Origin of the sequence: Proteus sp. G2626 (assembly GCF_009915985.1) — a bacterium.
Classification (GTDB): domain Bacteria; phylum Pseudomonadota; class Gammaproteobacteria; order Enterobacterales; family Enterobacteriaceae; genus Proteus; species Proteus vulgaris.
The window spans coordinates 351,729-364,875 of record NZ_JAABNH010000007.1 but is presented as its reverse complement, the minus strand read 5'-3'; the positions used below and the strand labels follow the sequence as shown (position 1 = coordinate 364,875).

Genomic DNA, 13,147 nt, shown 5'->3' with positions numbered 1-13,147 from the left:
TAAGGCGATATAAACCATGATCCTCGCAAAGGTAATCGGACACGTAGTAGCGACACAAAAAAGCCCAGAACTTAAAGGGAGCAATTTATTAATGATAGCGACCTTAGATGATGAGCTTAAGCCACTGAAGAACAAAACGTATGTTGCAGTGGATAGTGTAGGTGCAGGTATCAACGATGTTGTGTTGGCTGAAGAATACTTCGCACTGAACAAAGAACGTTACAAAGCGATGTCAGTGGTTGCCATTGTTGAGAAGGTTTATCGGGACAGTAAGGAGTAATAACGACATGAGTGAGTTTCTGATAAAACCCAAAATTCAGTTTGGCACCAATGCACTGGATTTTCTTTCTGGGTTAACTGCCCGCCGCGCATTTGTGGTGACAGATAAAGCAATGGTGAAGTTTGGCTTTGCAAATAAAGTCACTGACAAGTTAATGCAACGAGGTATTGAGTTCCAAGTTTACGATGATGTTGCGTCAGATCCCGATATTTCAGCCATCGTGAGTGGTATGAAGATCATGGATGCGCATTATCCAGATTTGGTTATCGCACTCGGTGGTGGGTCTGTGATTGATGCCGCGAAAGCCGTTATGTACTCCCTCTGGCATACCCGTAAAGAGAGCAACAGAACAAAACCACAATTTATTGCGATCCCAACCACTAGTGGTACGGGCTCTGAAGTGACCTCTTTTTCAGTGATCAAATCACGCAGTGAAAAACTGGTCTTGGTTGATGAGTTTATGTTGCCTGATGTCGCCATTCTCGATCCTGAGTTGGTGAAATCTGTACCACCTGCGATCACTGCAGATACGGGAATGGATGTGCTTTGCCATGCACTCGAAGCGTATGTTTCTAAAGCTGCTTCTGATTTTTCTGATGCAATGGCAGAGAAAGCCGTCAAGTTAGTGTTTAGCCATCTTATTGATTGTCATCATCAAGGCGACAACTTATTTGCTCGCGAAAAAATGCATAACGCATCTTGTATTGCAGGCATGGCATTTACTAACGCTTCGTTGGGTATTACTCACAGTCTTGCCCACGCATTAGGTGGTGTATTCCACGTTCCTCACGGTCGTGCAAATGCGTTATTGATGACACATGTCGTCGCCTTTAACGCCAATCTTCATGGTGATTGTAATAGTGAAGCAGCAAAACGTTACGCCTATCTTGCTCAAAGCTTAGGACTTCCGGCTAACACAGTAAGAGAAGGGGTAACCAGTTTAATCGTCGCCATTAATGTATTGAAAGATGAAATGGGTATGCCGAAGAGTATTCGCGATACCGGTGTCAGTGAAGCGGACTTTTATGCCCGTTTAACGGAAATGGTCGGACAGGCTTTACGAGATAGCTGTACGCCGACAAATCCGCGTGACGTAAACACACACCAATTAGAAACATTGTATCGTCAGGCATTTGCCGGTGTATCACACAGTTAATGCTCAACCGAATGAATACCGATTAGGTCAAGTAAAGAACATCAGGAGAGCCTCACATGGCCAAATATTCTTTGACGCCACGCGTAAAAATGCTGGCAGAACGTTTAGTTTCACGTAATAGTTCCATCAGCACAGAGCGTGCAACCATTTTTGATTCATTAGACAACAGCATTGCAGGAGTGCCCCAAGCAATTAAACCTGCGCAACGTTTTTATGAATTTATTCGTCATTTTCCAAGCTACATTGCACAAGATGAATTGATTATCGGCAGTCAGTCATCAACACCACGCGGTGCGATTTTTCACACTGAAGATGAAGTGCGTAGCGACTCTATCTACCGTTTCTTAAGTATTAATAATAGCGTTGCATCACCTGATTATATGCTGGTGGTAAACCAAGGTTTCTTAGCCATCAAAGCGCAGCTTGAAGACAGAATTAGAAGCATTGGTAGTGCCGTAAATCGTAGCAGTATTGATGAAGCTAATTACTGTAAATCAGCTATTTATGCATGTGATGCAGCACTGTATTTTGCACAAATTCTGTCTGCAAAAGCAGAGAATTTAGCTGCAATGGAAGGTAACCCATACCGTAAAGCAGAATTATTAGATAGTGCAGCGGTATTACGTAAAGTACCTGCAAAACCAGCAGAAACCTTTAAAGAAGCGGTTCAAGTATTTTATTTATTGCAATTAGTCTTACATCTGGAAAATGGTAGCTATGCCATTAATCCAATGGGATTTGATAAAGCACTTTATCCATTTTATCAACGTGATCTCGACCAAGGTCGTTTAACACAAGCACAAGCGTATGAAATTGTTGAAAGTGTGTGGCTGAAATTAGCTGAGCTTTCAGAAGTACGTGCGACCAAAGAAGTTGATGGTTATCCAATGTTTGATGCCATGACGCAAGGTGTTGATATCAACGATCCACGTATCAGCATTAACGAATTATCAGAAATGTTGCTATCAGCTCGCGCTAACTTGTCAACTTTACACAGTTCACTGCAAGTGCGTTTATACAACGGCCGTATGAATTCACAGCCACAATATGCTGCACCTTTAGCGAGTGTTGTTGCACCAACGGCAGACGCGAGCGAATTCAAAGTGATGGAAGGTTTAACGCCTCGCTTACAACGTTTACGTAACCGTTATTTAGAAGCTCGTCCAAGCGTTTCTATCTACAGAGCGTTAGCATTTACTGAGATTGTTCGTAATAACCCAGGTTTACCGCCAATTTTACTACGAGCAAAAGCATTCCGTCGCGCTTGTGAAACTGCACCTATTTTAATTCAAGATGAAGAGCTGATTGTTGGTCATCCTTGTGGTAAACCGCGTGCTGGCGCTTTCTCTCCTGATATTGCATGGCGTTGGGTTCGTGATGAACTCGATACTATGAGCACACGTCCACAAGATCCATTCCAAATTTCAGAAGAAGACAAAAAAGTCATTCGCGAAGAGATTGTTCCATTCTGGGAAGGGCGTTCTCTGGATGAGATCTGTGAAGCACAATACCGTGAAGCGGGTGTGTGGGAATTTAGTGGTGAAACCTTTGTGAGTGATCTTTCTTATCACCAAATCAATGGTGGTGGCGATACTTGCCCTGGTTATGACGTACTACTTTTCACCAAAGGTATGAACGGTATTAAAGCCGATGCGCAAGCAAAACTGGCTGAATTAAGCATGGAAAATCCGGCTGATATTGACCGTATCTACTTCTATAAAGCGTCTATTGAAAGCTGTGAAGGTGTGATTGCTTACGCCCATCGCATTGCAGAACATGCACGTGAATTAGCATCAAAAGAGAGCAACCCTCAACGTCGTGAAGAGTTATTGACGATTGCTGAAGTCAACGAAAACGTACCTGCTAATCCACCAAAAACACTGCAAGAAGCACTGCAAAGTATCTGGACGGTTGAGTCACTGTTTGAAGTAGAAGAAAACCAAACAGGTCTTTCTTTAGGTCGTTTAGACCAATACTGCTTCCCAATGTATGAAAACGATATCAAATCAGGCCGTTTAACGCGTGAACAAGCACTGGAAATGATGCAAGCCTTTATCATCAAATGTGCTGAATTAATGTGGATGTCGAGTGAGTTAGGAGCGAAATATTTTGCTGGTTATCAGCCATTTATCAACTTAACCATTGGTGGACAAAAACGTACAGGTGGCGATGCGTGTAATGATTTAACGTACCTAATTATGGATGCTGTACGTTTTGTAAAAGTGTATCAACCATCATTAGCATGTCGTATTCATAACCAATCACCACAGCAATACATGGAAAAAATTGTAGATGTGGTTAAAGCAGGTATGGGCTTCCCTGCATGTCACTTCGATGATTCTCATATCAAGATGATGTTGCGTAAAGGCTTCGATTTTGAAGATGCGCGTGACTACTGCTTGATGGGGTGTGTTGAACCACAAAAATCAGGCCGTATTTATCAGTGGACATCAACGGGTTACACCCAATGGCCTATTGCGATTGAATTTGTTTTAAACCGTGGTCGTATGGTGCTGTTTGATAGCTATCAAGGTCTAGATACTGGCGATTTACGTGATCTGCGGACTTATGATGATTTTGATAGAGCAGTGAAAGAGCAAGTTGCTCATATCATACGTTTATCTGCGATTGGTACCGTAATAAGTCAACGTGTTCACCGTGATATTGCACCAAAACCATTAATGTCTCTGCTTGTTGAAGGTTGTATGGAACAAGGTAAAGACGTGACCGCAGGTGGTGCAATGGTTAACCATGGTCCAGGCCTGATTTTCTCTGGCTTAGCGACTTATGTTGACTCAATGGCGGCTATTCGCAAATTAGTTTATGAAGATAAAAAATACACCTTAGAGCAAATTCGTGATGCGTTATTAGCGAATTTTGAAGGCCACGACGAGTTATTACGTGACTGCTTAAATGCACCGAAATTTGGCAATGATGACGATGTTGTTGACCAATATGCGTTAGATATTACGGAATGGACAGAGCGTGAATGTCGTAAATACAAAATGCTCTATTCCACATTTAGCCACGGTACGCTCTCTATCTCTAACAATACACCTATTGGTGAGTTAACCGCTGCTACTCCAAATGGTCGCTTGGCATGGAAACCATTATCAGATGGTATCAGCCCAACACAAGGTGCGGATAAACATGGCCCAACAGCAATCATTAAATCAATCAGTAAGATGAATGTGGAAACTATGAACATCGGTATGGTTCATAACTTCAAATTCCTGAAAGGATTGTTAGATACCAATGAAGGTCGCCAAGGTTTAATTACCTTATTAAGAACGGCTTCCATTTTGGGTAACGGCCAGATGCAATTTAGCTATGTCGATAATGAAGTACTGAAAAAAGCGCAATTAGAGCCTGAAAAATACCGTGACTTAATTGTCCGTGTTGCTGGCTACAGTGCTTACTTCGTTGAATTATGTAAAGAAGTTCAGGATGAAATTATCAGTCGTACTGTGATTGAAAAATTTTAATTACAGCCATAGGGATGGCTCAGGCTATCCCTTTTAATCGACGAGACAAGATTTAAATTTATCGAACAGGGATGTTTGATGCAGATTTGGAGGCGTAAAGATGGAGACGGCGGCAGAAATAAGAGGGCGGATATTTAATATCCAGAAATACTCTATTTATGACGGAGATGGTATTCGTACTCTCGTTTTTTTAAAAGGCTGTAATATCCGCTGCCCTTGGTGTTCCAATCCAGAAGGTCTCAGCAGTGAATTTCAGGTGATGTACTCTCACGACAAATGTGTAGATTGCGGTAAATGCGTTGATGTTTGTCCAGCAGGTGTGCACTACATGACAACCAATGAAAGTGGTAAACAAGTTCATCGTGTTGATCGCGCTGTTGATTGTATTGGTTGTCGTAAATGTGAAGACGTCTGTATCTCTGATGCCCTTGATATTATGGGAAAAGATGTTTCAGTTTCTGAGCTAATGAAAATCATCATGCAAGATTATGACTTTTACCTATCTTCCGGCGGTGGCGTCACCATTGGTGGTGGTGAAATGAGCTTACAAACGGATTTTGCGGTTGCGCTTTTACGTGAATGTAAAAAGATGATGATTAATACCGCGGTAGAAACGCAAGCGACCACTAATGTGACGAATTATGAAAAATTAGCGGAAGTCGTTGATCAATTTCTGATTGATATCAAACACATTGATACTGCTCAGCATAAAGCGTTGTTTGGCGTTGGTAATGAAAATGTCCGTCGTAATTTAGAACGTTTAATGGATCTCGGTGCCAATGTGGTAATTCGTATGCCTTTAGTACGAGGTTATAACGACTCTTATGATGCAATTACAGGAGCCATTAATTACGCCATGGAGCTATCAAAACGTGGCAATATTCAGCGTATTGATATCCTTCCTTATCATCAATTTGGGCGTAATAAATACGAAAAATTGGAAATGATCTACCCAATAAAAACCGATCCTAGTTATACGCCAGAAGAGTTAGATAGTTTAGAAAACTTCTTTAAGAAATTTGATTTCGATATCCGTCTTGTCCGTCATTAAGTAGGAGAGAAAGATGAACAGTTTAGGTGTGATTGAAACACGAGGGTTAACCGCAGCCATTCAAGCGGCAGATGCAGCTTGTAAAGCAGCAAACGTGGAAATTATCGGATACCGAAAAGTGGGATCTGGTTTGGTATCAATCTGTTTTCAGGGAGAGATCAGTGCAGTAAGAACAGCAATTGATCATGGCGTTGATGTGGTGAGTCAAAAAGAGCTGGTGATTGGTTCATTGGTTATCGCAAGACCAGAGCCAAGCGTTATTACTAAACTGCTTACAGTTAAAGGTAAGAAAAAAGCCCCTATTGTTGCTGAAAAAGTGCAAGAGGCGGCTATTGAAAAAGTTGTTGAAACAATCGTTGAAGCTCCTGTTAAAAACGAAGTTGAGAAGCTAGAGGCCATAAAAGCCGTTGCAGATTTGAAGGCTCAAAATATTGCTTCTGAAACTAAAGCTGTAACAGATAAAGCACAAAACAGTAAAAAAGAGATCAAACCTGAAAGCCGTAAAGGTAAAAAATAATGATTAATCAACAACTCATGGGAAAAATTCTCTCTCGCTTGCCCGTTCATGGAGTGATGTTGGGAGAAACGCAAGGAGTGGCTATCCCTGTTGGTATTTCTAATCGTCATGTGCATCTTTCACAACAAGATGTTGAAGCGTTATTTGGCAAAGGTTATCAACTCACCCCGTTTAAAGATCTTAAACAACCGGGTCAGTTTGCAGCAAAAGAGTGTGTGATTGTTGTGGGACCAAAAGGTTCAATCAGTAAAGTTCGAGTTTTAGGGCCGGTTCGTCCACAAAGTCAATTAGAAATCTCAAAAGCAGACTGTTTTGTATTAGGTGTAAAAGCACCAGTACGTGAATCAGGTGATTTAGTCGGTTCAGGTCAAGCTGTATTAATGGGGCCTGCGGGTCATGTTGAATTACAAGAGCAAGTGATCTGTGCTCAACGCCATATTCATATGAGTGAAATTGACGCCAGAATGTTAAATGTCACCAATGGGCAAAAAGTACACGTTAAAACAGAGGGTGAGCGTAGCCTGATTTTTGATGAAGTTGTTGTTCGTGTTAATGAAAAATTCGCTTTGGAATTTCATATAGATACTGATGAAGCTAATGCTGCAGGGCTTCGTAACAACGATAGCGTATTTATTGTCAGCTAAGACAATGAGGTGACGTAATGGACAATCAGTTAATTGAAAGGATAGTGGCTGAAATAGAAAAAAGAATGAAAAAGTCAGTGTTGTTGGCACTTACACCTGCACCGGGATACCAAGATGAAATCTGTCAGCGTATCAACACTTTTTCTCATATTCGATTTTCTCTTTTTGTTACAACATCGGCACAAGTCAGTCATGATTTGTCGAAATGGCGTCATCTAGGGGAAATATATAATGCGAGCGAGTTCGATTGCCAGCAGTTATCGACTTACCACGCACTGTTTGTTCCTTATTTTGATAAAAAGCTGGTGGGTGAAATTATTAACGGATTATTTATAAGTGAAGAAGGAAAGCTAATTCATTCTGCACTGGCTCAAAATATTCCTGTTATTGCATTACCTTATTTTTGCCAACCAGAAAGTGAGTTAAATGAGATTTTAGGTTTAAATAAAAATAAAGAGTACAACCTGCTTATTCAGGAAAATATTAGTCGATTAAAATCAATGGGTGTTATGTTTCACTCTATAAATGATGTTGAAGATAATTTAATAAACCATGATGTTAAGCATCAAACTAAATCTGAATATAAACCTGAAATTAAACAAGAGAATAATAATCGCTATATTACTTTAAACGAAGTAATGAATAAGCCTGGAGAATATCATTTATCGCAAGATAAATTGACGGATTCTGCTATTGAATATTTAAAAAGTTTGAAAAATTAATCTTAAATTATATCTGATAACTCAGGAGTCTTATTATGTCACCGAAAGCTAAATCATGGCTTTGGATGCTGGCGGTTATTGTTTCAGAAACCTCAGCAACCTCTACCTTAAAAATGTTTGATAATAGTGAAGGTACAACTAAAACATTATTATTAGGCCTAATTGTTGTTCTTTATGTTATTTGTTATTACTCATTATCCCGTGCAGTGAAAAATATTCCAGTTGGTTTGGCTTATGCAACATGGTCTGGTACAGGTATTTTAGTGGTTTCTTCTTTAGGTATGTTGTTTTATGGTCAACATCCTGATACAGCGGCAATAATCGGTATGGCCGTTATTGCCAGTGGTATTGTCATTATGAATCTCTTCTCGAAAATGGGTTCTGAAGAAGAGGAAGAAGAAACAACCGAAACTCCTAATATTAAACAGGCTGCATCGTCAGTGAATAAATAAATCTATTTCTTAATAAATCTATTCTTTTATAAATAAGTGTTTATTAAAATAAATAAGGATAACAATTATGTTTACCGGATTCTTATGGCTGGCGCTGTCTATCGGTTCTGAAATCACAGGCACGTCTATGATCAAAAAGACAAATGGCTTTAGTAAATTAGCGCCTTCAGTTTTAGTCATCGCGGCTTACTGTATTTGCTATTTTGCCTTAACACGCGCAATGGGATATATTCCTGTTGGTGTTGCTTATTCACTGTGGTGTGGATTTGGTATTGTCGGTGTGACGTTAGTTGCAATGATTTTATATAAGCAAAAACCAGATTTACCAGCTATATTCTCTATGGCATTAATTATCTCTGGTGGGATAATTATGAATACATTCTCTACTATGTAGTTGCATATTAATTATTTTTAATAGAAACACTGAGTGTTAGGTGAAATAGACTCAGTGTTTTTATTTTTTGAAATATAAAAATCACGATATGATATTTTTATACAATGATTTCAATTAACGATTTTATTTCAAAACGGATCTGAGTTTATCTTGATAACTTTAAAGATAAAATCCCCATTGCATTCACAATGGGGATTGGTTTATGACATTACTGCTTTTTATTTTTTAGTTTTACTGCTCACTAACTTGCTGTAAATGTTTTTGACGCTCAGTTTTAGCGCTGATTTGATGGTTTCTAGCTAAGAAGCTGTACATTGTTGGTAACACAAATAGGGTAAACAGTGTGCCGACTAACATACCTGACACAATAATCAATCCTAATCCATAGCGACTATTAGCACCTGCACCACTGGCAAATAAAAGTGGAATAAGCCCAATAACCATTGCCGCCGTGGTCATTAATACAGGACGCAATCGGATTTTTGCAGCTTCAATAATGGCATCTCGACGGTTTAGATTTTTATGAACTTGCAATTCATTAGCGAATTCCACCATTAAAATGCCGTGCTTACTAATAAGTCCTATTAGTGTGACTAAACCAATTTGAGTGTAGATATTTAGTGTCACCATCCCTAATGCTAATGGAATTAATGCGCCACAAATTGATAGCGGTACGGTAATTAAAATAATCAAAGGATCAACTAAGCTTTCATACTGTGCGGCTAACACTAAATAAATAATGATAAGTGCTGAGATAAAAGCAAAGACTAACGTATTTCCTTCTTGGGTAAATTGGCGAGAATCAGATTGCCAATCATGACTAAAGCCAGCGGGTAATGAATCTGCCACAGTTTCAAGAAAAGCGACCGCTTGCCCCATCGTGACGCCAGGGGCGGGGATTGCTTGAAATATTGCGGCATTTTGTTGATTAAATTGTGTTAGCTTATTGGGCTCAATTTCAGTGGTAATATTCACAACGGTTGATAATGGAATTAACACGTTATCTTGAGTACGAATATAGTGCCCAGCAAGAGCAGCTGGCGTTAAACGTTGATAACGTACACTTTGTGGAATAACGTCATAAGAGCGACCATCCATGCCAAAACGATTAATGTAATGCTCACCCACTAATAGTGAGAGTGATTCACCAATATCCTGCATACGAATGCCTAAACTATTGGCTTTGGCTCGATCTATGGCAACTTGAACAACGGGATTATTGTAATCTAAATCGCTGTCTACCACGACAAATAGGCCACTTTCTCTGGCTTGCTGTTTGATTTGTTCCATTGTTTCAAATAAAACGGGATAACCTAATGGGCTACGTAACACCATTTGTACAGGTAATCCACCCACTGAGCCGGGTAGAGAGGCTAATTGGAAAGCAAAAATACTCGTTCCTTCAACATTATTGACGCGATTTTGTAAATCAGCTTGGATTTGATCTGCGTTGCGATCACGTAAATCCCAGCCATCAAAGTTAATGCCACCAAAGCTCGCTGAGGGGCCATCCGTACCGTTAATTATCCATGTGCTGTCAGTTTCAGGCAGGCTCATATAAATTTCATCTAGTTTTTGATTAAAGCGTTCAGCATAAGCAAGGTTGACATGTTGTGGGGCTTTTACAGCAGTTAAGACACTCGCCTGATCTTCTGAAGGTGCTAGCTCTTGTTTTGTTTGACTATATAGAAACGGCAAACTGACAAACACGGCTAAAGCGAAAATAATGGTTAACCAGCGATTAGTTAAAGAAAAATTGAGTATGTAACCATAATAATGAGCTAATTTATCAAAGACATATTCGGCCATTTTGGCCATTCTGCCTTCATTTTCTTTGGGTTTTAACATTAATGAGCTCATCACGGGGGATAAAGTTAATGCCACAATACCGGATACAATCACACTACCGGCCAAGGTTATGGCAAATTCTTTAAATAATGCGCCTGTTAACCCTGCCATTAAACCAATCGGGGCATAAACAGCAGCTAAAGTGATCGTCATGGCAATAACAGGGCCAGCCACTTCTCTTGCACCCACTAAAGCGGCTTGAACTGGAGATAACCCTTCTTCAATATGTCGATGTACGTTTTCAACAACTACTATCGCATCATCCACAACTAACCCAATAGCTAAAACCATCGCCAGTAAAGTGAGCAAATTAATACTAAAGCCAAAGGCAAGCATTAACCCGGCGGCCCCCAACATTGATAACGGAATGGCAAGCACCGGAATAAGTACTGAACGAAGTGATCCTAAACAGAGGTAGATGATTGCGATAACGATTAAAATAGCTTCAATTAATGTTTGTACGACTTGATTAATAGAGGCTTTGATAAAACGTGAGGTTTCAAATGCAAGTTCTACATTGACGCCAGGCGGGAGCGTTTTTTCAATATCGATAAGATGGTCTCTAATGCCATCAACAATCACTAGCGGGTTGCCTGTTGGTGTCGGAAATAGACCTAAGAAGACAGCTTTTTTACCATTCATAATACCGCTGGTTTCAGTGGCAGCTGCACCTAGTTCGACCGTACCAATATCACGCAAACGTACAAGATTATTGCTATCATTAGTGATAACCATGTCTTTAAACTCTTCGACATTAGTTAAATCAGTATTGACATAAACGTTAGCAATAACGAACTCGCCTTCGACTTTTCCTGGTGCTGCTTGATAGTTATTACGGCGTACGGCCTCTGCGACATCGCTAGCGGTTAAGTTACGACCTGCCAATTTATCTGTATCTAACCACAGACGCATCGCTAATTGTTGCCCACCAAAAACTTGTACTTTAGCAACACCATTAATGGATGAAAACATCGGTTCAACGACACGAGAAAGGTAATCGGTGAGCTCGGGAATGGAAAGTTGCTCACTTGAGAACCCGACATAAGCTACCGCTGTAGATTCTCCTGATGAAAGCTCAATCACCGGATCATAAGCTTGTTCTGGCAACTTATAACGAACTTGATTAACCTTCGCCATTACTTGCGTTAGGGCTTGAGTTGGGTCACGGTTTAATTCCATTCGAACTGTAACTAAGCTTTTTCCTTGTACTGAAGATGAAGAAATATAATCAACACCTTCAACAGAGGAAACCGCTTGTGTAATGGGTTGGGTAACAAACCCCTGCATCAGCTCAGACGAAGCGCCAGGATAGTCTGTTACAATCGTGATTGTTGAGTTCTGTAACATTGGGTATTGGCGGACTGGTAGTTCACTGAACGCAAATGCGCCCAGTAAAAGGATCAGTGTGCTTACAACTAATGCCAAAACAGGTCGCCGAATAAAAATATCGGTAAATTTCATTATTAACTCCCGTTATGGTTTTGTTGTCGCAGATTGAGCGAGCGCTAAGGTGTCTTGCTCAATAGGCTCAATAGAGAGCCCATCACTTAATTTAATTTGGCCAGATGAGACAATTTGATCACCAAGGGCTAAGCCTTCTTTTATCTCGATCATGCCGTTGTAGCGCAATCCAACTTTCACAGAGACACGCTTAGCGATAAGGTTTTTTTGATTGTCAGATTGCGCTACAAACACGGTATCTCCATAGGCAGTATAAGTGACTGCCGTTTCTGGTACGGTTAATACCATAGGACTATTAGGAGAAGTAACTTGCACACGAGCAAACATGCCCGCTTTTAATTTATTGTCAGTATTCGGTAAAACAGCTTGTATTTGCACTGTACGAGAAGGACCAATAAGAGGATCTATTGCATTTATCGAACCTGTAAAAACAACATTAGGATAAGCATCGACCTCGATATTAATCGGCTGTTTGGTTGAAATTTTCGGAGCTGCTTGCTCATTAAGTGAAAAGTTGAGTTTTAAATGACTTGCATCGACAAATGAAGCGACACGTTCACCTGCATTTAAATATTGCCCTTCATGGACAAGCTTGATCCCAACGATGCCATCAAAAGGTGCCTTAATTGTTTTTTGCGCAATTCGCGCTTTTACTTCACGAATGGAGGCGACAATCATATCACGCTCAGATAACGTGCTATCTAATTGCGCAGCTGCAGCCACATTTTTACTATAAAGCTGTTTTGTTCGAGAATAGAGTTTATCTGCGTTAGTTAACTGTGCTTGTAAACGCAATAATTCCGCTTGTTCAGGTTCATCATTTAATTTAGCTAAGACTTGACCGGCTTTAACAGTTTGTCCTGACTCAAAATTAATCACGGCAATACGACCATTGGTTTCAGCAGCTAAATAGATTTGTCGTGCGGCTTCTAATTCACCTATACCTTGCATATTGTTAGGCAATTTTGATGATTGTACGGTTGCCAATGCCACTTTAGTGGGTGGGTAAGTAAATTGCTGAGCTTCATCTTCATCGGATGATGTTGTTGCATAAACCATCGCACCCGCACTGAACAAAAAGAGTGAGGCACATACAGTAAGCGTAAATTTTTTATTCATATTATTGTTGATCTCATC

The 13,147-nt window shown here is 40.2% G+C and carries 11 protein-coding genes; 9 read left to right on the top strand and 2 right to left on the bottom strand.

What is annotated here, in order from left to right; all coding sequences use genetic code 11:
- Positions 1-16: 16 nt before the first annotated feature.
- From GWJ05_RS04080 to GWJ05_RS04040, 9 genes are all read left to right on the top strand, one after another.
- Positions 17-280, top strand: coding sequence for a EutN/CcmL family microcompartment protein (locus tag GWJ05_RS04080; protein ID WP_036934514.1), 264 nt, complete (start codon positions 17-19; stop codon positions 278-280).
- A gap of 7 nt (positions 281-287) precedes the next feature.
- Positions 288-1,436: a 1-propanol dehydrogenase PduQ gene (locus GWJ05_RS04075; protein ID WP_036934512.1), complete on the top strand. Its 1,149-nt coding sequence runs from the start codon at positions 288-290 to the stop codon at positions 1,434-1,436.
- Between the two features lie 56 nt (positions 1,437-1,492).
- Positions 1,493-4,921: a choline trimethylamine-lyase gene (gene cutC, locus GWJ05_RS04070; RefSeq protein ID WP_036934510.1), complete on the top strand. Its 3,429-nt coding sequence runs from the start codon at positions 1,493-1,495 to the stop codon at positions 4,919-4,921.
- Between the two features lie 100 nt (positions 4,922-5,021).
- A complete protein-coding gene (gene cutD, locus GWJ05_RS04065; RefSeq protein ID WP_036934507.1) occupies positions 5,022-5,972 on the top strand; it encodes a choline TMA-lyase-activating enzyme in 951 nt (316 codons plus the stop codon).
- Between the two features lie 13 nt (positions 5,973-5,985).
- Complete coding sequence (locus tag GWJ05_RS04060; RefSeq protein ID WP_036934506.1) at positions 5,986-6,489, top strand: BMC domain-containing protein; 504 nt, start codon at positions 5,986-5,988, stop codon at positions 6,487-6,489.
- 56 nt (positions 6,490-6,545) lie between these two features.
- Entirely contained in the window at positions 6,546-7,133 is a 588-nt protein-coding gene (locus tag GWJ05_RS04055; protein ID WP_373364698.1) for a phosphate propanoyltransferase, read from the top strand.
- A 17-nt stretch (positions 7,134-7,150) separates the two neighbouring features.
- Positions 7,151-7,855: a hypothetical protein gene (locus GWJ05_RS04050; protein WP_123822406.1), complete on the top strand. Its 705-nt coding sequence runs from the start codon at positions 7,151-7,153 to the stop codon at positions 7,853-7,855.
- Between the two features lie 35 nt (positions 7,856-7,890).
- Positions 7,891-8,307 (top strand): DMT family transporter, encoded by a 417-nt coding sequence (locus tag GWJ05_RS04045; protein ID WP_161681089.1) that lies wholly within the window; start codon positions 7,891-7,893, stop codon positions 8,305-8,307.
- Between the two features lie 67 nt (positions 8,308-8,374).
- A complete protein-coding gene (locus GWJ05_RS04040; protein WP_004245856.1) occupies positions 8,375-8,701 on the top strand; it encodes a DMT family transporter in 327 nt (108 codons plus the stop codon).
- A 231-nt stretch (positions 8,702-8,932) separates the two neighbouring features.
- On the opposite strand, the gene GWJ05_RS04035 is transcribed toward GWJ05_RS04040, so the two are convergent.
- The gene (locus GWJ05_RS04035; protein ID WP_161681088.1) at positions 8,933-12,010 is read right to left on the bottom strand and encodes a MexW/MexI family multidrug efflux RND transporter permease subunit; all 3,078 of its coding nucleotides are present in this window, start codon (positions 12,008-12,010) and stop codon (positions 8,933-8,935) included.
- 12 nt (positions 12,011-12,022) lie between these two features.
- Positions 12,023-13,129, bottom strand: a complete 1,107-nt coding sequence (locus tag GWJ05_RS04030; RefSeq protein ID WP_036934499.1) for an efflux RND transporter periplasmic adaptor subunit — start codon at positions 13,127-13,129, stop codon at positions 12,023-12,025.
- Positions 13,130-13,147 lie beyond the last annotated feature (18 nt).